Annotated in this window: 18 protein-coding genes, 1 tRNA gene and 1 pseudogene; 12 read left to right on the top strand and 8 right to left on the bottom strand. The window is 65.5% G+C overall.

Annotated elements, in window-relative coordinates:
• Nucleotides 1–45: 45 nt before the first annotated feature.
• Nucleotides 46–1,467: a carotenoid oxygenase family protein gene (locus DFR24_RS20190; protein ID WP_133883257.1), complete on the top strand. Its 1,422-nt coding sequence runs from the start codon at nucleotides 46–48 to the stop codon at nucleotides 1,465–1,467.
• Between the two features lie 25 nt (nucleotides 1,468–1,492).
• On the opposite strand, the gene DFR24_RS20185 is transcribed toward DFR24_RS20190, so the two are convergent.
• Complete coding sequence (locus tag DFR24_RS20185) at nucleotides 1,493–1,996, bottom strand: response regulator (RefSeq protein ID WP_210772398.1); 504 nt, start codon at nucleotides 1,994–1,996, stop codon at nucleotides 1,493–1,495.
• Between the two features lie 495 nt (nucleotides 1,997–2,491).
• On the opposite strand from DFR24_RS20185, the gene typA reads away from it, so the two are divergent.
• Nucleotides 2,492–4,327, top strand: coding sequence for a translational GTPase TypA (gene typA / locus DFR24_RS20180; protein ID WP_133883256.1), 1,836 nt, complete (start codon nucleotides 2,492–2,494; stop codon nucleotides 4,325–4,327).
• Between the two features lie 182 nt (nucleotides 4,328–4,509).
• A complete protein-coding gene (locus tag DFR24_RS24535) occupies nucleotides 4,510–4,890 on the top strand; it encodes a hypothetical protein (RefSeq protein ID WP_162851340.1) in 381 nt (126 codons plus the stop codon).
• Between the two features lie 126 nt (nucleotides 4,891–5,016).
• On the opposite strand, the gene DFR24_RS20170 is transcribed toward DFR24_RS24535, so the two are convergent.
• A complete protein-coding gene (locus DFR24_RS20170; RefSeq protein WP_133883254.1) occupies nucleotides 5,017–6,498 on the bottom strand; it encodes a class I adenylate-forming enzyme family protein in 1,482 nt (493 codons plus the stop codon).
• 233 nt (nucleotides 6,499–6,731) lie between these two features.
• On the opposite strand from DFR24_RS20170, the gene leuS reads away from it, so the two are divergent.
• Together leuS and DFR24_RS25025 are read left to right on the top strand one after the other, a co-directional pair.
• Nucleotides 6,732–9,323 carry a leucine--tRNA ligase gene (leuS, locus tag DFR24_RS20165; protein ID WP_133883253.1) on the top strand — a complete coding sequence of 864 codons (2,592 nt, stop codon included), beginning with the start codon at nucleotides 6,732–6,734 and terminating at the stop codon, nucleotides 9,321–9,323.
• Nucleotides 9,320–9,754: pseudogene (locus DFR24_RS25025) on the top strand (LPS-assembly lipoprotein LptE); the annotation flags it as partial. The gene leuS and the pseudogene DFR24_RS25025, both read left to right, overlap by 4 nt.
• A 52-nt stretch (nucleotides 9,755–9,806) precedes the next feature.
• Here the strand turns inward: DFR24_RS25025 and DFR24_RS20155 are convergent.
• The gene (locus DFR24_RS20155; RefSeq protein WP_162851339.1) at nucleotides 9,807–11,177 is read right to left on the bottom strand and encodes a (Fe-S)-binding protein; all 1,371 of its coding nucleotides are present in this window, start codon (nucleotides 11,175–11,177) and stop codon (nucleotides 9,807–9,809) included.
• Nucleotides 11,178–11,382: 205 nt separating this feature from the next.
• On the opposite strand from DFR24_RS20155, the gene DFR24_RS20150 reads away from it, so the two are divergent.
• The 3 genes from DFR24_RS20150 to def all read left to right on the top strand — a co-directional run bounded on the left by DFR24_RS20150 (nucleotide 11,383) and on the right by def (nucleotide 13,059).
• Complete coding sequence (locus DFR24_RS20150) at nucleotides 11,383–12,087, top strand: DUF481 domain-containing protein (RefSeq protein WP_246051731.1); 705 nt, start codon at nucleotides 11,383–11,385, stop codon at nucleotides 12,085–12,087.
• A gap of 109 nt (nucleotides 12,088–12,196) precedes the next feature.
• A complete protein-coding gene (locus DFR24_RS20145; protein ID WP_133883249.1) occupies nucleotides 12,197–12,532 on the top strand; it encodes a (2Fe-2S) ferredoxin domain-containing protein in 336 nt (111 codons plus the stop codon).
• On the top strand, nucleotides 12,529–13,059 hold the full coding sequence (gene def / locus DFR24_RS20140) for a peptide deformylase (RefSeq protein ID WP_133883248.1): 531 nt from the start codon (nucleotides 12,529–12,531) through the stop codon (nucleotides 13,057–13,059). The genes DFR24_RS20145 and def overlap by 4 nt, the downstream gene beginning before the upstream one ends.
• 64 nt (nucleotides 13,060–13,123) lie before the next feature.
• Here the strand turns inward: def and mltF are convergent, their stop codons facing one another.
• Nucleotides 13,124–14,581 (bottom strand): membrane-bound lytic murein transglycosylase MltF, encoded by a 1,458-nt coding sequence (mltF, locus tag DFR24_RS20135; protein WP_133883247.1) that lies wholly within the window; start codon nucleotides 14,579–14,581, stop codon nucleotides 13,124–13,126.
• A gap of 73 nt (nucleotides 14,582–14,654) precedes the next feature.
• On the opposite strand from mltF, the gene DFR24_RS20130 reads away from it, so the two are divergent.
• The 4 genes from DFR24_RS20130 (at nucleotide 14,655) to DFR24_RS20115 (ending at nucleotide 17,548) form a co-directional block, all read left to right on the top strand.
• Nucleotides 14,655–14,744, top strand: a tRNA-Ser gene (locus DFR24_RS20130).
• Between the two features lie 928 nt (nucleotides 14,745–15,672).
• The gene (locus DFR24_RS20125; RefSeq protein WP_133883246.1) at nucleotides 15,673–15,852 is read left to right on the top strand and encodes a hypothetical protein; all 180 of its coding nucleotides are present in this window, start codon (nucleotides 15,673–15,675) and stop codon (nucleotides 15,850–15,852) included.
• Nucleotides 15,853–16,367: 515 nt separating this feature from the next.
• Entirely contained in the window at nucleotides 16,368–16,865 is a 498-nt protein-coding gene (locus tag DFR24_RS20120; RefSeq protein ID WP_133883245.1) for a hypothetical protein, read from the top strand.
• Between the two features lie 248 nt (nucleotides 16,866–17,113).
• Nucleotides 17,114–17,548 carry an SRPBCC family protein gene (locus DFR24_RS20115; protein ID WP_162851338.1) on the top strand — a complete coding sequence of 145 codons (435 nt, stop codon included), beginning with the start codon at nucleotides 17,114–17,116 and terminating at the stop codon, nucleotides 17,546–17,548.
• 236 nt (nucleotides 17,549–17,784) lie between these two features.
• Here the strand turns inward: DFR24_RS20115 and DFR24_RS20110 are convergent, their stop codons facing one another.
• The 4 genes from DFR24_RS20110 to DFR24_RS20095 are packed head-to-tail and all read right to left on the bottom strand — an operon-like array spanning nucleotide 17,785 to nucleotide 21,211.
• Complete coding sequence (locus tag DFR24_RS20110; protein ID WP_133883243.1) at nucleotides 17,785–18,264, bottom strand: Fur family transcriptional regulator; 480 nt, start codon at nucleotides 18,262–18,264, stop codon at nucleotides 17,785–17,787.
• Between the two features lie 49 nt (nucleotides 18,265–18,313).
• Entirely contained in the window at nucleotides 18,314–19,282 is a 969-nt protein-coding gene (locus DFR24_RS20105) for a DUF3299 domain-containing protein (RefSeq protein WP_133883242.1), read from the bottom strand.
• The gene (locus DFR24_RS20100; RefSeq protein ID WP_133883241.1) at nucleotides 19,260–20,567 is read right to left on the bottom strand and encodes an ABC transporter permease; all 1,308 of its coding nucleotides are present in this window, start codon (nucleotides 20,565–20,567) and stop codon (nucleotides 19,260–19,262) included. The genes DFR24_RS20105 and DFR24_RS20100 overlap by 23 nt, the downstream gene beginning before the upstream one ends.
• Nucleotides 20,564–21,211: an ABC transporter ATP-binding protein gene (locus DFR24_RS20095; RefSeq protein WP_210772399.1), complete on the bottom strand. Its 648-nt coding sequence runs from the start codon at nucleotides 21,209–21,211 to the stop codon at nucleotides 20,564–20,566. Before DFR24_RS20095 ends, DFR24_RS20100 begins: the two co-directional genes overlap by 4 nt.
• Nucleotides 21,212–21,215: the final 4 nt, after the last annotated feature.

The raw sequence follows: 21,215 nt of genomic DNA, 5'->3' as shown, positions 1-21,215 counted from the left end.
CAGCGCCTCCCTCAGGCGCCATGCGACCAGGGGTTTTCAGTCTCGATGTCCAGCGCCAACGCTTACCTGCAAGGCAACTGGGGGCCCGTGCGGACCGAATCGAGTATCGATGATCTGCCGATCATCGGGGAACTCCCCGAAGGCCTGTCCGGCATGTTCGTGCGCAACGGACCCAACCCGCAGTTCGAGCCGGTGGGCAAGTACCACTGGTTCGACGGCGACGGCATGCTGCACGGCGTGCGCATCGGCAACGGCCGCGCCCGCTATCTCAACCGCTACGTTCGCACGCGCGGCTGGCAACTCGAACACGAAGCCGGCAAGGCCCTGTGGACCGGCGCCTTGGAAACACCGCAGCGCGACCTGCCGCGACAGAGCAGCTTCATCCGCTTCAAGAAGAACGCCGCCAACACCGCGCTGGTCTGGCACGCCGGGCGCCTGCTGGCGGTGTGGGATACCGGCGAGCCCTACCGCATCTCGGCCACCGACCTGCAGACGCTGGGTCCCTACGATCTCGGCGGCACGCTGGATTTCCCGATGGCCTCGCACCCGCGCATCGATCCGGTGACGCAGCAGATGATGATCTTCGGCGGCAGCGTGCGGCCCGGCGCGGCGCTGTCGTATGGCGTCGTGTCACCGGAGGGAAAGCTGGTGCACAAGGCCGAGGTGCCGGTGCGCTTTCCGATGTACACGCACGACTTCGCGATCACCGCGCATTACACGATCCTGATCGACACGCCGTTCGCGTTCGACATCTCGGCGCAGGCGGAGCGCGGCACGCCGTACCGTTTCCGTACCGATGCCGGCTGCCGCTTCGGCGTGATCCCGCGCCACGGCGCAGCCACCGACGTGCGCTGGTTCGAAGTGCCGTCCTGCTTCGTGCCGCACGCGCTCAACGCGCATGAAGAGGGCGACGAGATCTGCCTGGTCGGCGTGCGCGTGGGCACGGTGTCGATCGGCCCCGAGCAGATGGACGGCGGCGCGTTCTACGGCGGCGAGCCGCCGGTGCTGTGGATGTGGCGCTTCAACATGGCCACGGGACAGGTGCAGCACGCGCAGCTCGACGACGCCGGCATCGAGTTCCCGTTCCACAACCTCGAGCGGGTGGGCCTGCCCTACCGGTACGGCTACGCGGTGCGGCTGGCAGGCCGCGGCTATTGCGCGGACGCCCTGGTCAAGTACGACCTCGAAGGCGGAGGGCGCGAGATCGTCGAGCATGGGCCGCAGCGTTTCGGCGGCGTGATGGTGTTCGTCCCCAGGCCCGGCGCCCTGGCGGAAGACGACGGCTGGGTCATGGGCTACGTGCACGACGAGCGCGCGCAGCAATCGGAACTCGCCATCCTCGATGCGCGGCGCCTGTCCGAGGGACCGGTCGCCCGAATTCTGATTCCGCCGCCTGCGCGCGTGCCCTACGGCGTGCACGCGATCTTGCTGACCGAGGATCAGATCGAGCGGACCGTCGCGGACTGAAGAACGGCACCGCGACGCAAAAGCTTCAGGGCATGCGGCCCGTCAGGCCTCGCACCCGCTCGGCGAAACGCTGTTCCACGTCCGGTGCCAGCTCCGCGAGCATCGCGAGCAGCAGCTTCTCCTGCCGGTAGCGCCGCACGTGCATGTCGACCCGCGCGCGCACCAGCGTCTCGTGGAAGGGCTTGATGATGTAGTCCGAGCAGCCCAGCTCGAAGCCCTGGATCTCGTCCTCCACCTCATGCCGCGCGGTCAGGAAGATGACCGGGATCCGTTCGGTCTGGGGTGCGGCCTTGAGCCGTCGGCATACCTCGTGACCGTGCATGCCGGGCATCGTGACGTCGAGCAGGATCAGGTCCGGCGGCGTGGGCCCCATCGCGAGTTCGAGCGCCCGCTCGCCGCTGACCGCCGTATCGACCTCGTAGTCGGATTCGAGGATCGACTTGGCGAGGAACAGGTTCACCGGCTGGTCGTCCACCACCAGGACGCGTGCACGCTCGTTCAACGTCCCTTGGTCCATCGCCTGGTCCATCGCCCTGTTCCTGTGAGGCAGCGGGGCCATCAGCCTAAACGAGCGCGGCCCGGATCGGCAGGTGCGGGGATGGCGCATCGCGAACCTGGCTGTAGCCTGCCGCGCCACCCGGTGCATCGGACGATTCGTCCCACATTTCCAGCGAAAACGGCCCGATCACCTGCGCGTCACAGGCGCCCCTCCCCCCTCGGCTTTCATCGACGGCACCGCGGGCATCCCTAAACCCTGGAGCGCCCCGAGCGCGTGGAAAGGACGGTTTTCTCGACTGCACCGAGCTGCCGGCCGAGGCGGACGCCAACGCGAATATCGGCGGCACGATGGGCGACAAGGGCCCGGCCAGCGACAGCAGTGGCAGGCTTCCCCAAGGAGGTCGCGGACGGGCTAAACCGCCGATTTGCAGCGCCGGACGCTGAATTTTCACCCGAAGCCGCGTAGACTCCGCGACCGTTTGAATACCTTCAACCGGGGCAGCCCACGGGCTGCCCCGTACTTTTTATGATCCAAAACCTTCGCAATATCGCCATCATCGCCCACGTCGACCACGGCAAAACGACCCTCGTCGACAAGCTTCTCCGCCAATCCGGCACGCTCGACAAGCGTGAGGAACTGGGCGAACGCATCATGGATTCCAACGACCTGGAACGTGAGCGTGGCATTACGATCCTCGCGAAGAACACCGCGCTGCGCTGGCTCGACAAGCGCACCGACATCACCTACCGCATCAACATCGTCGACACCCCCGGCCACGCCGACTTCGGTGGCGAAGTCGAGCGCGTGCTCTCGATGGTCGACTCGGTGCTGCTGCTGGTCGACTCGGTCGACGGCCCGATGCCGCAGACCCGTTTCGTGACGCAGAAGGCCTTCGCGATGGGCCTGAACCCCATCGTCGTGCTGAACAAGATCGACCGTCACGGAGCGCGTGCCGACTGGGTCGTGGACCAGGTGTTCGACCTGTTCGACAAGCTCGGCGCCAACGACAAGCAGCTCGACTTCCCGTTCATCTACGCCAGCGGCCTGATGGGCTACGCCGGCGATAGCCCCGACATCCGCGAAGGCAACATGGACCCGCTGTTCCGGGCCATCGTCGACAAGGTGCCGGCGCCGGGCGTCGAAGTGGACGGTCCGTTCCAGATGCAGGTCACCTCGCTGGCCTACTCCAGCTATGTGGGCGTCATCGGCACCGGCCGCATCAAGCGCGGCAGCATCAAGCCGAACTCGCAGGTCTCGGTCGTCAATCGTGACGGCAAGGTCCGCATGGGCAAGGTGCTGCAGGTGCTGGGCTTCATGGGCCTGGACAAGGTCGAGGTCACCGAGGCGATGGCCGGCGATATCGTCGCGGTCACCGGTATCGACGAGCTCGGCATCTCCGAGACCATCTGCGATCCGAAGAATCCCGAACAGCTGGCCACGCTCCAGGTCGACGAGCCGACCATGAGCATGATGTTCGAGGTCAACAAGTCACCGTTCGCCGGCAAGGAAGGCAAGTTCGTCACCAGCCGCCAGATCGCCGAACGCCTGCAGCGCGAGCTCAAGACCAACGTGGCGCTGCGCGTGGAACCGGGCGAGGCGCCCGACCAGCTGCGCGTGTCCGGTCGTGGCCTGCTGCACCTGGGCATCCTGCTCGAGAACATGCGCCGCGAGGGTTACGAGATCGCGGTGGCGCGTCCGCAGGTCATCCTCAAGGAGATCGACGGCGTCGTCTGCGAGCCGTACGAATCGCTGGTCGCCGACGTCGAGGACAAGCACCAGGGCGGCACGATCCAGGGCCTCGCCGGTCGTGGCGGCAAGATGCTCGACATGGTTCCCGACGGCCGTGGCCGCGTGCGCCTCTCCTACATGATCCCGTCGCGCGGCCTGATCGGCTTCCAGACCGAGTTCATGTCGATGACCTCGGGCACCGGCCTGCTGTTCCACAACTTCGACCACTTCGGTCCGAAGGCGGAGAACACCGAGATCGGCCAGCGCCACAACGGCGTGATGATCTCGAACGACCAGGGCGAAGCCCCGGCGTACGCGATCTTCAACCTGCAGGAACGCGGCAAGATGATGCTCGACCCCGGCCAGGCCATCTACGAGGGCCAGATCGTGGGCATCCACTCGCGCGACAACGACCTCGTCGTCAACGCGCTGCGTGGCAAGAAGCTGACGAACATGCGTGCTTCGGGTTCGGACGAGAACGTGCTGCTGATCCCGCCGGTGAAGTTCTCGCTCGAGCAGGCGCTGGAATTCATCAACGACGACGAGCTCGTCGAGCTGACGCCCGCCGCGATCCGCGTGCGCAAGAAGTTCCTGAAGGAAAGCGATCGCAAGCGCGCCGATCGCGCTGACTGACATTGGAGCAGCCCGGGTGAAACCCGGGCCTGCGCTCCATGTTCGAGGGGAACCCCGGGTTTCACCCGGGCTACGGATGTAGCGGACGGCGTGCAGCGCCTTCGATCCGTTCAGTTCAGTTAACGGCCGATTCATGGGCCGAACTCCAGCATCGCATCCACTCTCAGGAGGAGGACGATGCGATGAACACGATCAACAGATTCATGTGGGCCGGCGCGGTTGCGCTGGGACTGGCCGGCTTCGCCGGTTCGGCTGCGGCGGGTGTCGACGTGTATGTCGGCGTGGGCGCTCCGGACGTCGTCTATTACGACGCGGGGCGACCGTACTATCGCGATCGCTACTACAGCGCGCCGCGACCGGTGTACCACTACTACGATCGCCGGCCGGACTACCGGCACTACGACCGCAGGCCGGTCTACAACAACTATTACTACTACCGCGACAACGGCCGTCACCGGCACTACCGCGGTCACGACCATGACCACCACCATGATCACGGCCCCCGTGGCCACGACCGCCGATGGCGCGATGATCACGACCGCCGGTACGGGCGTCGCGACTAGCCGATCGGCGTAGTACGCGACGAGGGCGGATGCCGGCCCCGTGAGATGTCTCACCACGGCTTCTCGTGGTGAGACATCTCCAGAGAGCGAGGAAACCTCGCCAAAAACCAGAGCCAGCAGCGCTCGCTAAGTGCTCTCTTCCTCGAGCATGCTGCGCAACGCGACCCGATCGACCTTGCCCGAGCCCGTTCGCGGCAGCATGTCCACGAACAGCATGACCGAGGGGATCTTGTGGGCGGCGAGCAGATTTCGCAGTTCGGCGCGTAGCTGATCCGGTTTGCCGATCACGCCCGCGTCCATGACGATCGCAGCCAGACCCGTCTCACCCCAGCGCGTGTCCGGAATGCTCAGGACCGCGCACTCCGCCACCCCCGCGCACTGGACGAGGGCGGCTTCCACTTCGGCCGGATAGACGTTCTGCCCGCCGGATACGTAGGCGTCACGGCGACGTCCACGGATGAAATACAGGCCTTCGGCGTCCTGCTCGGCGAGATCGCCGGTCCAGAACCAGCCCTCACGGCAGACTGCGCTCCAGTCGTCGTCGCGCCCCAGGTACCCGGAACACAGGCCTTCGCCGGTGATCGTCAATTCGCCCACTTCGTTGGCCGCGCAGATCTCACCGTCCTGCCGACGGATCCGGACGTCCACGTGTGGCATCGGACTGCCGATCGAATCGGGATGCCGCGCCGCGTCTTCCGGCGGGATGCTGAAGCAGTTCGGGCCTGCCTCGGTCATGCCGTAGCCCTGCATGAACACGACGCCGCGTTCGAGCATCGCGCGGGCGATCGGGGGCGGACAGGGGCCGCCGCTCGACATCGCCCAGCGCACGCGCCCGAGGTCGGTCGTGGCGAACGCCGGGCTTTCGATCAGGCGCTGGTACATCGTCGGCGTCAGGGACATCACGGTGGCCTCGAGCCGCTCCGTCAGCCGCAGGAACTCGCCCGGATCGAAGGCGCTCATCAGCACGACGCTGCCGCCCAGCGTCAGCAGCGGCGTCGCCAGCACGTTGACCCCGGCGTGGAAGCAGGGAACGGCGTGGACCGTGCAGTCCTCGGGGCCCAGGCCCCAGCTCATCGCGGTGCACTGCGCGTTCGCCAGCGTCTGCCGGTAGGGCAGCATCACGGCCTTCGGACGGCCGGTATTGCCGCTCGTGAAAAGGATCATCTGGATGCTTTCCGGCGACAGCTCGGGCATCGGGATGTGCTGGCGGCTCGAATTGCCGAGCCAGGCGCGGTACTGCGCCAGGGCGATCCGCGGGCAGTCGAAGGCCTGCGCCGCCAGTTCGGCATAGCGCGCCTCGCAGAAGACGAGGTCCGGGCGCACCGTCAGGGCCTGCTCGCGCAGCCCGGAGGCGGTCTCGTGCACGTTGAACGGCACGAAGATGAAACCCAGCTTGGGCGCCGCGAACAGCAGGTCGAAATGGGCCAGATCGTTGGCCGACAGGATGCCCACCCGGGCCCCGAACCCGATGCCGGTCGCCGCCAGCGTATTGGCCAGCCGCGTGGCACGCTCGTTGAGGTCGCGATAGGTGTACCAGCGCCCGTTGAACCAGACGGCATGCCGATCCGGCGTCAGCTCGGCGCCCCAGGCGGCGAGATCGAATTTCATCCCTGTGTGTCCCGGCAATCCAACGGACGAAGGCAAGGTAACCCGCGGCCCGATATTCGAGACGTCCCTTCGGGTACCCGCTCCCGGAGGAGCCTGACATAGTTCGGCGCGGTCCCGATGGACCACCCGGCCGCCCGGGGTGGACCGTACGACGGGAAGGCCCCTCCCTCGCAGGGTAGACTTGCGCGCTGCGTGCGCACCGCGTTCGCACCTCGACACTCGTTTCCGCACCCGTGAACCAAGACTACGAACCGCGCGCCGTCGAGCGCGCCGCCCAGGATTTCTGGCATTCCGCCCGCGCCTTCGAGGTCACGGAAGACCCGTCGCGCGAGAAGTACTACTGCCTGTCGATGTTCCCGTACCCCAGCGGCAAGCTGCACATGGGGCACGTGCGCAACTACACGATCGGCGACGTGATGAGCCGCTACCAGCGCATGCTGGGCAAGAACGTGCTGCAGCCGATGGGCTTCGACGCCTTCGGCCTGCCGGCCGAGAACGCGGCCATCGCCAACAACACGGCGCCGGCCAAGTGGACGTACGCCAACATCGAGTACATGAAGCAGCAGCTCGATGCGCTGGGCTTCGGTTACGACTGGACGCGCGAGGTGCAGACCTGCCGCCCGGACTACTACCGCTGGGAACAGCTGCTGTTCACGCGGCTGATGAAGAAGGGCCTGGTCTACCGCAAGAACGCGGTCGTGAACTGGGACCCGATCGATCAGACCGTGCTGGCCAACGAGCAGGTCGTCGAAGGCCGCGGCTGGCGCTCCGGCGCCGTCGTCGAGCGCCGCGAGATCCCGCAGTGGTTCCTGAAGATCACCGCCTACGCACAGGAACTGCTCGACGGACTCGACCAGCTTCCGGGCTGGCCGGATTCGGTCAAGACGATGCAGCGCAACTGGATCGGCCGCTCGGAAGGCCTCGAGTTCCAGTTCGCCATCGAAGGACACGATCCGCTGATCGTCTACACGACGCGTCCCGACACCATCATGGGCGTCACGTACGCGGCGGTCGCGGCCGAGCATCCGCTCGCGCTGGCCGCGGCGGCGAACAATCCCGAACTCGCCGCCTTCCTCAAGGACGCCGGACGCAGCGGCGTCGCCGAAGCCGAGATGGAGACGATGGAGAAGCGCGGGATGCCGCTGGGCATCGACGCGATCCATCCGATCACCGGCGCCAAGGTGCCGGTCTGGGCGGCGAACTTCGTACTGATGGGCTACGGCAGCGGCGCGGTCATGGCCGTCCCCGGTCACGACGAGCGCGACTTCGCGTTCGCGCTCAAGTACGGCCTGCCGATCCAGCAGGTCGTCGCCATCGAGGGCGAGACCTACGACCTCACGCGCTGGCAGGACTGGTACGCCGACAAGCTGCATCCGCAGATGCGGATCGTGAATTCGGGCGCGCTCGACGGCCTGAACTACAAGCAGGCGTTCGATGCGCTCGTGCAGCGCTTCGAGAAGGACGGCACCGGCAAGCGCCGCGTGAATTTCCGCCTGCGCGACTGGGGCGTCTCGCGCCAGCGCTACTGGGGCTGCCCGATCCCGGTGATCTACTGCGCCAAGTGCGATGCGCAGCCGGTGCCCGAGGATCAGTTGCCGGTGGTGCTGCCCGAAGACGTCGAGTTCACCGGGGTGAAGTCGCCGATCAAGGCCGACCCGAATTGGCGCAAGACGACGTGCCCCAACTGCGGCGGCCCGGCGGAGCGCGAGACCGACACCTTCGACACCTTCTTCGAATCCAGCTGGTACTCGGCGCGCTTCACGTCGCCGGGTGCGCAGGAACTGGTCGACGAGCGCGCGAACTACTGGCTGCCGGTGGACCAGTACATCGGCGGCATCGAGCACGCGATCCTGCACCTGCTGTACTTCCGCTTCTTCCACAAGCTGATGCGCGACGAGGGCTTCGTGAAGGGCGACGAGCCCGCGACCAACCTGCTGACGCAGGGCATGGTCGTGAAAGAGACCTACTTCACCGAGAAAGACGGCAAGAAGACCTGGATCAATCCCGCCGACGTGCTCATCGAGCACGATGCCAAGGGTCATCCGCTGTCCGCGAAACTCGCCACCGACGGCTCGCCGGTGCAGATCGGCGGCGTCGAGAAGATGTCGAAGTCGAAGAACAACGGCATCGATCCGCAGGTGCTGATCGACCGCTACGGCGCCGACACCGTGCGACTGTTCGCGATGTTCGCGTCGCCGCCCGACGCGTCGCTCGAATGGAACGATTCGGGTGTGGAGGGCGCCGCACGCTTCATGCGTCGTCTCTGGCGCGGCGTTCACACGCACGTTGCGCAGGGCCCTGCCACTGCGCTCGATATCGGCGTGCTGACGCCCGCGCAGAAGACGATGCGCGCGGCCCTGCACGACACGCTGGCCAAGATCGGCGACGACTATGGCCGCCGCAAGCAGTACAACACCGCCATCGCCGCGGTGATGGAACTGATGAACACGGTCGCGAAATTCGAGGATGGCTCGCCGCAGGGGCGCGCCGTGCTCCAGGAAATCTGGGAGAGCATCGTGCTGGTGCTCAACCCGATCGTCCCGCATGCCACGCATGCGCTGTGGCAGGCGCTCACCGGCCGGTCCGATGCACTCGATGCCCGCTTCCCGGTGGCCGACGACACGGCGCGCGTGAAGGACGTGATCGCGCTGGTCGTGCAGGTCAACGGAAAACTGCGCGGACACATCGAGGTTGCGCGCATCGCGACGCAGGACGAGATCATCGCCATCGCGCTGGCCGACGAGAACGTACGCAAGTTCATCGGCGATGCCGCTCCGAAGAAGAAGATCGTCGTTCCCGGCAAGCTCGTGAACATCGTCGTATGAAGCGGACCCTGCGAGCGTTCACGCTGCTCGGCCTGGGTGCGCTGCTGGCCGCCTGCGGTTTCCACGCGGCCGGCACGCGGCCGCTGCCCGACCCGCTCAAGCGCGTGCGCATCGACCTGGTCGCGCCGTATCGCGTGTCGGAACCGCCGGTCGAGACCTCGCTGCGTGACCGTCTGACGCAGCGCGGCGCCCAGGTAGTCAAGAAGATCAAGGGTGACGACAGCGTCACCGTGATCCGCCTGTCCGATCTGCGGGAGTCGCGCGAAGTGCTGTCGGTGGGCTCCGACGGCAAGGCGCTGGAATACGAGCTGATCCTGCGCGTGCGCTACGAGGTCCGGACCGGACAGCACGTCTGGATTCCGCCGTCGCAGATGGAGGCGCGGCGCGACTACAGCTTCAACGCACAGCAGGTGTTGCCCAAGGAACAGGAAGCCGAGCGGCTGCGCGAATTCCTCGAAGACGAGATGGCCGAGATGCTGCTGCTCAGGATCGAGGCGGCGACGGCGCGTGCGGTGGAAGAACCAGAAGCTGCTGCGCCAGCAGTTGCGCCGGATGCAGCACCGGTGGCACCCGCGACGTCATCGACGCCGGAGGGGCCGACGCCTGCTCCGCAGACACTGGACTCGACGACCGCTGCTCCGGATGCGGCACCGACGACGCCTGCCGAGTAAGTCCGCCGGCGATGTGCAGCGAGCAACCCACGTTGCCGCTGATGATGAAGTCCGGCGCCACCCGGGCGATCGACGCCAGCTTGGGCGTCAGCAGCCGATCCGACTCGTCCGGATGCGTCACGAAGTGACTACCGGCGGCGCCGCAGCAACCGAATCCCCGATCCAGTTCCACCACTTCGAGACCCGGAATGCGCGCGAGCAGCGCGCGCAGTCCCGCATCGGATTTCATCGCACTCGCGGCCGTGCACGGCGTGTGCAGCGCAGCGCGCTTGTGCAGCGGCGCGAACTGCAGGCGGTCGGCGCGGGGCAGCAGCCAGTCTGAATATTCCTTCACGCGCGCGGCGAATGCGGCGCCGCCCTGCGGTGCGAGATGCGCGTAGTCCTTCAGGGTCGCAGCGCACCCCGTCGTCAGGCTCGCGACGCGCTCACTGCACGCGAAGGCAGCGATGTTCTTTTGCGCGCAGGTGCTGGCCTGCACCGGCAGACCCGCGTGCTGATGCAGCGCGCCACAGCAGCCCTGGCCGGCCGCCGGCTGCACCGCGTAGCCGGCGGCCGCCAGCAGGCGCTCGACGGCTCCAATCGCGTCGCGTTCGAACAGGTCCGACGCGCATCCACGAAACACGCTGATCGATTCGCGCAGGTCCGACGCCACCCGCACCGACGGCGGCGAACTCGTCGGCAGGCGGGCCAAGACTGACGAGGCCGGCACCATCGATTCCAGGCGCGCGAGCCGGCCGCGACCGAGCACCCCGGCGCGACGCATCAGCGCCTGCAGACCCGACACGCGGTACAGCGCCCACGCAACGCGCAGCACGGCGCGACCGCCACCCGACACCAGCATCGCACCGAGCAGGCGCGTGAGGCGCGTTCGCGCCGGACGACGCTCGGCGAGCCGCGCCCGGCCCGCATCGAGGATGTGCGAATACGGCACGCGTGCCGGACAGACGTCCTCGCATCGCCCGCAGGAAAGGCAGCCGTCGAGATGCGACTCCATGCGCGGACTCGCCTCGATCAGGCCGGTGACGAGGCCTTGCACCAGCATGATCCGCCCGCGTGGCGAATCGCCCTCGTGCTGCGAATCGCGATACGTCGGGCAGTGCGGCAGGCACAGCCCGCACTTCACGCACAGGTCGGCGTCGGCGAGCAGCCGGGCGTCATGCAAGGCGAATGCGGGCGCGGACATGGCGCCTATCATCGCGGATTCCCTCGCGGGGGACGCTCGTATCGACGGCCGATTGCGAGGCACCCTGCCGCACGCCGGCAGCGCCTGCGTGCCGCTCGCGGCGGCGTCGGTCAGGTTTCGTACAGCAACGTCGAATATCCATGACGCTCGACCGGCCACGCCCACCGCCTCTCCGCTCCCGGAGCGGCACCCAAGGAGACCGATGATGCTTCGACGTACCGCTTTTGCCGCGCTGATGAGCGTGCCCGCGATGGCTCACAGCGAATGGAAAGGCGAGGCAGGCGCAGGACTCCTGACCACGAGCGGCAATTCGGAAACCGAGTCCTTCAACGGCAAATTCCGTCTGGACTGGAAGTCCGAGACGTGGAAGAACAGCTTCAGCGCAACAGCCATCAACAACGGCGACGAGGACGGACGCTCCGCCGAGCGCTACACCGTGGGCGACAAGCTCGACTATCACTTCACCGAGCGCGACTACATGTTCGGCGCGGTGGACTGGGAAAAGGATCTGTTCGGCGGATTTCGTGAACGCACGGCCGAGACGGTCGGCTATGGCCGCCATCTGCTCACCGGCCCGATCCATACGCTGGATGCCGAAATCGGCGCCGGCTGGCGCCAGACCGAGGAGCAGGAAACCGGCGACAAGGAGCGCGAGGCCATCGGCCGCGCCGGCGGCAAATACCTCTGGAAGATTTCGGACACCAGTGCCTTCGCCCAGTCGCTGAAGGTCGAGTACGGCAACAGCAATACCTTCTCCGAGGCCGTCAGCGAGCTGAAGATGTCGGTGGTGGGCAACCTGTTCGCGTCGATCTCGTTCACCGCACGCAACAATTCGAACGTGCCGCCGGAGACCAAGAAGACCGACACGTTCACGGCCGTGAACCTGTCGTACGCGTTCGGGCAGAAGTAGCTCGTAGCCGGGCGAAGCCCGGGACTCCCCTCGCATACGGAGCGCAACCCCGGGCTTCGCCCGGGCTACGGTCACTTGCGGTCCGGCGACAGCGCCCCAGAATAGGCGCATGAGCTACTACGAACACCACCTCTTCTTCTGCAACAACCAGCGCCCTCCCGGCGCGCGGACCTGTTGCAACGACAAGGGCGCCACGCAGGCGCGCGACCATGCCAAGGCGCGCATCGCGCAGCTGCGGCTCAACGCACCGGGCAAGGTTCGCGTGAACCAGGCCGGCTGCATGGAGCGCTGCGAGGAAGGCCCCTGCCTCGCGATCTATCCGCAGGGTGTCTGGTACACCTTTCGCGACAAGGCTGACATCGACGAGATCATCGACCGCCATGTCGTCGGCGGACAGATCGTGGAGCGCTTGCGCCTGCCGGACGCACCGCCGCCCAAGCCATGATCCGCGACGTGCTGCGGATGGGCGACGAGCGCCTGCTGCGCCGTTCGCGCGAGGTGGACCGCTTCGACACGCGCGAGCTGCACACGCTGATCGCCGACATGTTCGAGACGATGCGCTCGCTCGATGGCGCGGGCCTGGCGGCCCCGCAGATCGGCGTGGATCTTCGCGTCGTGATCTTCGGCTTCGGATCCAGCCCCCGCTATCCGGATGCGCCGTCGGTGCCCGAGACGGTACTGATCAATCCGGTGCTCACGCCGCTGTCCGACGAACTGGAGGACGGTTGGGAAGGTTGCCTGTCGGTGCCCGGCCTGCGCGGCGTCGTGCCGCGCTTTCGCAGGCTGCGCTACACCGGCGTGGATGCGAAAGGACAGCCGATCGATCGAACCGTCGACGGCTTTCATGCACGCGTCGTGCAGCACGAGTGCGATCATCTCGACGGCATCCTGTATCCGATGCGCATACGCGACTTCAGCCGTTTCGGCTTCCAGGACGTGCTGTTTCCCGGGGTACCGGACCGGGACGACTGAAGCACTGCAGAAGGGTCTCGCAGCCGTCGCAGGATGGGTCAGGCGCGCGGCGCCGTAACCCGCCCTACAACACCGGCGTGCGGATGTTCAGCGGATCTTCCCGCGGCGGCGCGTGCTCGGGCGGCGTTTCGATTGGCACCGGCGCCTGCGGCGGATCCCCGAACAGGTACACCAGCATGTCGTAGTAGGTGCGCACGTTGCCGACGTAAGTCCTGGCCTCGTGCCCGCGCGCATAGCCGTGCTTGGTCTTCTGATACCAGCGCGCCTGCGTCAGCAGCGGAAGGTTGTTGCGCACGTCGACCCAGCGCGTCGGATCGCCACCGCGCTGTCGCGCGAGTTCACGCACGTCGATCAGGTGTCCATAGCCCATGTTGTACGCCGCCAGCGCCAGCCAGGTGCGATCGGGGTCCGTGACGTCGGGCGGGATCAGGTCGATGAGACGGCGGATGTAGCGCGCACCCCCGTTGATGCTCTGGGCCGGATCTTCCCGATTGGCGACGTCGAGGAATCTTGCCGTCTCGCTGGTGAGCTGCATGATGCCGCGCACGCCGGTGGGGCTGACCGCAGAAGGATCCCAGTGCGACTCCTGGTAGCCGATGGCCGCGATCAGCCGCCAGTCCATGCCGAACTTCTCGCCCGCGCGCTCGAACATCGCGCGGTACTTGGGCAGTCGCGTCGTCACGTGGGTGGCCAGCGCGACCGCGCCCAGGTAGTCCACCTGCTCGACGTGCCCGAAATACCGATCCCGCAGGCGCGCCAGGTCCGCCTCGCTCTTGCCGCTGAGGTAATGCTGGGCGAGGTTGTACAGGCTGTTGTCAGCGCCATTCGCAAACGCCCAGGCGACGTCCTGGCGCTCGGCGACGTCGAAGGCGACGCGCAGCTGCGGGTAGTAGCGCTGGTTGATGGCCACGACGTCCGACGGCGCCACGGTGTACGAAATCTCGCCGTTGGCCACCTGGAGCAGCAGCTCTTCTGTCTCGGCGTCGGCGGTCTCCGTCCACGTGAGTTCCGGAGCCGTCTCCTTGAGCTTGGCCAGATGCTCCGCGGCCGCGCTCTGCTGCGCCACGACCAGGCCTTCCGTGATGTCCGCCGGCTTCGAGGGCCGGGGACTGCCCCTTCGATAGATCAGCTGGGGCACGACGGTGAGCACCGGCCGCGAGAAGCGCAGGGCCTGGCTGCGCAGCGGCGTCACCGAGATGCCTGCGGCCGCGATCTGGGCCCGCCCGGTCTGAACCGCCTGAAGCGCCGCCGCGGGACTGTCGACGATCACCAGCTCCAATTCGACGCCCAGGTTCTGCGCCAGCCCGAGGGCCAGTTCATATTCGAAACCGGTGGGGCCGGCCGGGCCTTCGTAGTACGTCGTGGGACTGTTGATCGTCGCCACGCGCAGGGCACCGAGCTGCTGCACCTGTTCGATGGTGGTGACGCGCGGCGAGCAGGTGGACAGTAGCAGCAGGACGGTGGCCGCCAGGGTCAGCCCCGCCACCCGCCACCACGGAATCCTCGCGACAAGCTCCCTCATCCTCTAGAATGCGGTCCGGTTCATGGGCTGGCGGACGCTAGCACAGCCGCCGAGTCGACAGACCTCGGGCCGCGGAGAGGTGGCAGAGTGGTTGAATGTACCTGACTCGAAATCAGGCGTACGTGCAAACGTACCGGGGGTTCGAATCCCTCCCTCTCCGCCACTTTTTCTAGGCCAGCGTGCAGATCACAGTGCCCTCGCTGCAAAGGCCTAAAAAATAGCGGCTTTAAAGCGCTCAACCGAACCGTCGCACCTGGGCGCTGAGTTACAGCACCTGCTTTTTCGGCATGTCTCTCCACTAGTCGATCGGTCGGTTCGCTTCGGCTACCTCGTAGCTTTGCCCCAGGCATTGCCCAACCGGGGAGTTTAGAGTTCAGCCGGACGGATGAAGCGGCACAACTGCCGAGCATCATCTGGCAGCACAATCTGCGGCACTTCTTTCTCCTTCATGCCCTCTCAACAGCAAGATGAATTTTGTCTCCAGGAGGGCTACGTTTGCCAAGTCAACGGCGCGGCAGACTCGCTGGGGCGCTCACCCCTGACAAAGGCAAGGAGAGACCTCGAGGAGATGCGCGAGTATCAGCTGTCGCTACACGAGATTTCTCGAGAGCACCCGAGACCAGATGTCGTTCGACGATATGTGACGGGCCGGTCATTCAGCTTGGGCGACCGATCCTGATATCAAAACCCTCATCGATGTGCGATAGCTGCATATGACGCAACTTCCTATACTGTCGTGCCTTCAGGAAGCCGAGAATCCACCGAGTGGAGGGGACGTTTCCCGGCTTCAAAAAACGACACTGATGACGCCTGGCCTATCCAATGGAGATGCCTGCCCCGCTCCGGCGCTGACCAGGATTTCGTCAGTCAATATCACCGCGGCAGCGTGAGGCGCTTCATGCCCCGGCAGCATCCGCGACTCCCGATGTCCGGCCCACAGACTTAGGCTTGCAGACTTGAGGCGAAGGTCAGCGGGATGTCGAGCGCGTTGCAGTGTCTGAAAATTATCGGCGTCCGAACTTAAGTGACCATGGACTTGCAACAGAAGCTTCGCGCGATCAGGAGCGAAATCAGGGACCAATACGCGAGCGATGTCCATGGTCTTTGCCGCAACGAATAATCTTCGATCCGCTGAAGATCTTCCCGGCCGAACCATCAAATGGACCTTCGACTTCCATAGCCAAGCGAAGATTAATACTGACGCGACTTTCGATGATGATGACGAAGTCGCTAAAGCCGACGATGATGATGATGATGATGATGACAAGTAGCTCGATATAGCCTGTTGAACGTCATCATTTTTGCAATCGAAGAGCAGTGTTCGCGCTGCTCCTGAAAGACTTACCCAGCGGCATGCGCCGCTGGGTGCTTTGAGTCGCCAGCGCGTCCCGCCCCAAACGTTCGCTTCAGTGGTCAGACGTTCTGCGCCAGTGATTCAGGCAATGCAAGTAGCCGGTCTCGAAATAGCTTTCGCAGCTTGGTTCGCTCGGCCGGCATTGCCTTTCGTCCGAGGTCCGACGTAGCGAAGGACGAAGAGGGACTGCAACGCGTGCTCACCCGTCTCGCGGAAGTCGCCCCGACTCTCGGGCCCGCACAGTGGAGGCCGAAGCTCAAGGGGCAGCGCCGATCGAATCGACGCTGCTGACCCGGACGCTTCGGATCTCAAGGTGTAAACGAAGTTTGAATCTTGTTTATCCGTGGGAAGGATGTCCGGCGCTCAGGCGAGCAAAGTAGCGTCCATCGAAGGGACGATCTCTTCGGCCAAACACCTCACCGGAGATTCACGATGAACCTCACCAAAGCACTCCAGGCAGCCGTCGCCGTCTCTGCCATCGCGCTGTCGTTCGTGTCGACCTCGTCGTTCGCTGCGACTGCGGACGGCCCGCTGTCGCTCAGGACCTGCACCGTCAAGGGCAACTGCGAGCCCCCTGATCCGAACGGCCCGAGCCTTGATGGCTTCGTGGTCCCGGTCCCGGCTGGCGTCAAACAGCACGGCCAGCACGACATGAACGGTCCGAGTCTCGATGGCTTCGCCGACACCAGCGTCGGCCACGACAGCAAGGCGCCATCGATCAGGACCTGCCCCAGCAAGGGCAACTGCGACTTTCCGGATCAGAATGGGCCGAGCCTCGACGGTTTCGCCCCGGTCCAGACGGATGCGCCCTCGCTCCGCACCTGCACCATCAAGAACAACTGCGACCTTCCCGATCCGAACGGTCCCAGCCTGGACGGCCTCGCCGACCTGAAGCTCGGCACGGTCTTCATCGCGATCCACACGTCGTAAAGAGCGTCGGCGATGCCGGATCTGACTTGGATCCGCGGCGCCTGGGTGGCCGGGCGGTCCGGTCGATGCGTGACGGACCCTCGGGGCAAGGCGCGGTAGTAGATATGCAGGCGCCTTTTCACTGCACTCCGACAGCCCCGAGGTGACTGAACGTTGGGACTGAAGTATGGAAGGCACAGCGTCCACGATCCTAGAATCGCGCGCATTAGCCTTTTCCACCAAAGCTCATCGCGATGAAGGAGTATCAGATGGCCTACGACGTCCTCGTCGAGAGAATCGTCGCCCTCTCACCGAGTCGCGTCTACGCGCTACTCGCGGACTTCGGGGGCATCAAACGCCGACTGCCCGACGTCATCGAATCCGTCGAGATGCGCGGCTCGGGAATCGGCAGCGTCCGAACGATCCGGCTCGCCGGGAAGCCGGGCACGATCGAGGAGCGCCTCGAAGCGCTCGTCGAGAATCGACTGGTGTCCTATTCGATCATCAATGAGTCGCCACTGCCGGTCGATCATTACCACGCGGTCGTTTACCTGGACGATGCACAGGACGGTTGCAGAATCCGCTGGGGAGCCAACTGGATCGCGCGAGGCGTCTCCGACGAACAGGCCCGCCAGGTACTGATCGCGACCTACAACCGTTCGATCGACGGGATCGTGCGCCTTGGCTCGCAAGCGGGAAGCTGAGCCGCTACCGTCCCGCGCGCGTCACGTCGCCACCGAAACCATGACGATCGGAACCGAGGATCTCGCGAAGCCAGCAGGCGCTTTGAACGCCTAGTTCACGGTGCGAGCAACGACCGATTGGATCCGTGCCCCAAGCGGTCATTCCTCAGCGTTTGCGATGAAGAAAGAGACACGTTGTGGACTTTCTTTTCGCGGCCGAGGGCTGCGACCATCGGGAGCGCCTGACTAGTTCGTCACTAGTGCTTGCAGGTCTGGCAAAGCCCCGGAATCTCAACGATGGGCTTCTCCGGCTTGAAGCCTCGGCTCCGCGCTGCCTTGCTGAGGAGATCAGCCAAGCTATCGGATTCCAGCTCGTCGGCCTTCCCACAAGACGAGCAGACCAAGTAAAGGCTGTCGTGCGGGTGGTCCAGATGCTTGCACGCCACGTACGCTTGAGCCGACGGCAGCTTGTGCACCAACCCTACGCGCACAAGGAAGTCCAGTTGTCGGTAGGCGGTGAGCGGCGCGAGCTTACGGCCTTCCTTCTGCTCCATGAGTGCGAGCAGTTCGTAAGCGGAAATCGGTCGAGTCTGCGCCAGCAGCTCGGCGTACGCTTGAGTGCGCGCGGCGGTCAGGCGCTCACCTGCCTTGGCGCAGGCCTCTTCAGCCACCCGTCGCGCCGCGGCTGGAAGCTCGCGGGAGCGGATCGCGCGGACCGGCGTCTTCTTCGAGTTCATGGGCAAATCATAGACTCGTGGAGTATGGCAGCACAGACCACGGTGCAAATCACTTCGACATCACCCGGGCTTGCCGCAGCCGGTAGATCACCCCCAGTTGCCCACCCTGCACCGTCTCGAACCGGCCTTCCAGGACGATCGGGTCCCACGACGCCTTGACGCCCGTGTCGGCGAACACCTCGACGGCACCAGCTGGTCCGCCCGGAATGTGGAAGAAGCAACTGGGAGGGTTGGAAGTCAGCAGGAAATGCTTCTGGTTCTCCTCGGCTTCCAGCGGCATCATGAAGCCGATCAGTTTGACGGTCTTGCCGTGCTTCATCGCGATCTCGGCCGGAAAGTCGGCGCTGACCTTCTCTCCTTCGAAGCGAAGGCGCGCCTGCATCAGGGTCTCCCAACGCAGCCCGCCTTCGATCTCGTCGAGCTTGGCGAACCCCATCGCTTTCAGACTGATGACATTGAGCAGCACTTCGATCTTCTGGTCCGCCACGGTCACGTCCACGCGATCGCTGCCCATCTTGCCACCCACCACGCCGAAATCGAGCCAGCCCGAATCGTCGGTGGTCGGGTGTTCGGTCATCGGCACCATGCGCGAACTTCCGGTGACGCTGAACTGCGGAATGGCACCACGAACCGGTCGCCCATCCGCGGTTTCGACGACAAGCGTCAGGTAGGCCAGATCGCGTTCCAACAGGTCCACGACGTAGCGCTGACGCTCGTCGAGATAGGCGGTCTCGGCTACCAGTCGCAGCCGCAGGGACTTCGCCTGGGCGATGTCGACCGGAGAGCCGGTCATCGCCACGGCGGGAAAATCGCCGTCGTTCGTGGACCTGGCCGGCGGCAAGGCGCCGGCATCGAGCGACGGCTCGGCAGGCTCCGCGTTCAGTTCGTCCACGCTCAGCTCCTTGTGGGTCTTTTCGGCGGCGGGCTCGCCGGACCCGCAGGCAACGACGACAAGGCATGCGGCGAACAGAATCGGCCATCCAGATCGCATAGGTTCAGCCTGCGAGAATTCGCGCAACGTCGGTGCGGTACGCCTGCCAGGCCGGCAGCAACGTCGCGAGAAGCCCGATTGTGACCAGTCCGATGATCAGTACCATTTCGGCTGGCAGCCAAGTCCACCCCGTAGCCGACACACCGCGGCTCGCCGCCATCCATCGCCCCAGCACCTCCATCGTGCCGTGGCCGAGAGCGAAGCCGAGCAGTGCGCCCGCGGCAACGAGAAGCAGACCTTCGAGCAACAAACTTAGCAACACTTCGGCGCGCGTCGCTCCAAGGCAGCGCAGCATCGCAAGATCGTAGCGGCGAGCCTTCAGAGCGCCGTACAAGGCAGCGAACACGCTGAAGGCAGCGGTGAGGATCAGCACGCCGGCAAAGGCACGCAATCCATCCAGCCCCAGCCCGACGAGCTGCAGCAACCGAGTGATTTCGGATGCGGGTGCCGCCGCCTGCAAGCTGGATTCCGCATTGATCTGCCGCGGCAGCGTGGTGGCGGCCAGCGGCGAGTGATATCGCACCAGCAGCGCTGTTATCTCGCGCCCCTCCGAATCGCCGGTAGCCGCATCATCGTGCGCGTGATCCGCTTCCTGGTCGTGACTCGCCTCGGCTTCAGGCAGGGGATCGGACTTGTGAGCGTGTCCGTGAGCGTGTCCGTGATCGTGATCCGCGTCGTGGTCGTCTTCAGGATGTCCGGCCTCATGCAGTTCCCAGACGCTGTCGAGCGAGGTAAGGATCAGGCGGTCGAGGATTGTCCCGGTAGGTGCCAGCACGCCGACCACACGATAGGGATGGCCGGCATGCGCGTGCCCTCCACCGACGAGCCCATGCGCGCCGACCAGGTGGCTGCCTTCCTGCAGTCGCGCCTCGCGCGCAGCGGCAGCACCGGCCACGGCTTCCATGGGCGCTTTCCAGAAACGACCAGCGGCCAGCTGTCCGTCATACAGTGCAGCGTAGCCGGGCGTGGTGCCTACGATACGGAAGCCGCGGTAGCTGTCGCCCAGTGACAGCGGAACAGCGCGCGCAACGCGAGGATCGGACGCCCAACGGTCGGCCTCGGCCTTGGGAATGTTCCCGGTCGGAAGGTCAGCGTGGTAGACGCTGGAGAGCACCAGCTGTACGGGGCTGCCCTTGGCACCGATCACCAGGTCGATACCGCGTGCATCGCGCGTCAGCGTCGAAGACAGCTGCTCGCCGATCAACAGCAGCAGCACGATGCTCGCGGTTCCCAGGCCCAGCAGCACCACGTTGACCAGCGAGGTCAATGGCGACGCGCGCAAGTTGGCGAGGGCAAGGCGCGGCCAGTTCATGCCGCGCCTCCGAGCACGACCTCGCGATCCAGCTGGCCGCGGATGCGCCGGTCGTGCGTGACCACAAGCAACGCGGCGCCGATCGACTGCGCCTGCGTGCGCAGCAGTTCAATCGCGCGCACGGCATTGCCATCGTCCAGACTGGAGGTTGGCTCGTCCGCCAGGAGCAACGAAGGCCGGTGAACCAGCGCACGCGCGATCGCCACGCGCTGTGACTGCCCCTGGCTCAACTGTGCCGGCCGTGCCCGCGCCAGCTCTCCGATCCCCAGCGCATCCAGCAGCGCATTCGCGGCGGCGCCGTCGCGCGACACGCGTGCCAGGTGCTGGGCCAACAGCAGGTTCTCCAGCACACTCAACGCCGGCAACAGGTGAAGGCGTTGGAAGACGATGCCCATGTTTCGCCCGCGAAACCGGTCACAGGCGCTGACCGAGAGTTCGTCCAGCCGCTGACCACACACGCTGACTGTGCCTAGCGTCGGACGCAGCAGGCCGGCGACCAAGTGCAGCAATGTGGTCTTTCCGCACCCGGAAGGGCCGATGACCGCGCAAGTCTCGGCCGGCTGCAGAGTCAGCGCATCGAGGCGCAACACGGTGCGGTCACCATAGTTGAAAGACAGGCCATGAAGCGCGAGTGCAGCGTTCAATGAA

Source organism: Panacagrimonas perspica (assembly GCF_004364935.1).
GTDB lineage: Bacteria > Pseudomonadota > Gammaproteobacteria > Nevskiales > Nevskiaceae > Panacagrimonas > Panacagrimonas perspica.
The sequence above is the reverse complement of the archived record's forward strand: the minus strand, read 5'-3'. Positions and strand labels throughout refer to the sequence as shown.

What these genes read in the sequence shown, in the direction of transcription:
- DFR24_RS20190 (WP_133883257.1), top strand. Translation starts at nt 46, where the DNA reads ATGTCCAGCGCCAACGCTTACCTGCAAGGCAACTGGGGGCCCGTGCGG.
- DFR24_RS20185 (WP_210772398.1), bottom strand. Translation starts at nt 1,996, where the DNA reads ATGGACCAGGCGATGGACCAAGGGACGTTGAACGAGCGTGCACGCGTC.
- typA (WP_133883256.1), top strand. Translation starts at nt 2,492, where the DNA reads ATGATCCAAAACCTTCGCAATATCGCCATCATCGCCCACGTCGACCAC.
- DFR24_RS24535 (WP_162851340.1), top strand. Translation starts at nt 4,510, where the DNA reads ATGAACACGATCAACAGATTCATGTGGGCCGGCGCGGTTGCGCTGGGA.
- DFR24_RS20170 (WP_133883254.1), bottom strand. Translation starts at nt 6,498, where the DNA reads ATGAAATTCGATCTCGCCGCCTGGGGCGCCGAGCTGACGCCGGATCGG.
- DFR24_RS20155 (WP_162851339.1), bottom strand. Translation starts at nt 11,177, where the DNA reads ATGTCCGCGCCCGCATTCGCCTTGCATGACGCCCGGCTGCTCGCCGAC.
- DFR24_RS20150 (WP_246051731.1), top strand. Translation starts at nt 11,383, where the DNA reads ATGCTTCGACGTACCGCTTTTGCCGCGCTGATGAGCGTGCCCGCGATG.
- DFR24_RS20145 (WP_133883249.1), top strand. Translation starts at nt 12,197, where the DNA reads ATGAGCTACTACGAACACCACCTCTTCTTCTGCAACAACCAGCGCCCT.
- def (WP_133883248.1), top strand. Translation starts at nt 12,529, where the DNA reads ATGATCCGCGACGTGCTGCGGATGGGCGACGAGCGCCTGCTGCGCCGT.
- mltF (WP_133883247.1), bottom strand. Translation starts at nt 14,581, where the DNA reads ATGAGGGAGCTTGTCGCGAGGATTCCGTGGTGGCGGGTGGCGGGGCTG.
- DFR24_RS20125 (WP_133883246.1), top strand. Translation starts at nt 15,673, where the DNA reads ATGTCCATGGTCTTTGCCGCAACGAATAATCTTCGATCCGCTGAAGAT.
- DFR24_RS20120 (WP_133883245.1), top strand. Translation starts at nt 16,368, where the DNA reads ATGAACCTCACCAAAGCACTCCAGGCAGCCGTCGCCGTCTCTGCCATC.
- DFR24_RS20115 (WP_162851338.1), top strand. Translation starts at nt 17,114, where the DNA reads ATGGCCTACGACGTCCTCGTCGAGAGAATCGTCGCCCTCTCACCGAGT.
- DFR24_RS20110 (WP_133883243.1), bottom strand. Translation starts at nt 18,264, where the DNA reads ATGAACTCGAAGAAGACGCCGGTCCGCGCGATCCGCTCCCGCGAGCTT.
- DFR24_RS20100 (WP_133883241.1), bottom strand. Translation starts at nt 20,567, where the DNA reads ATGAACTGGCCGCGCCTTGCCCTCGCCAACTTGCGCGCGTCGCCATTG.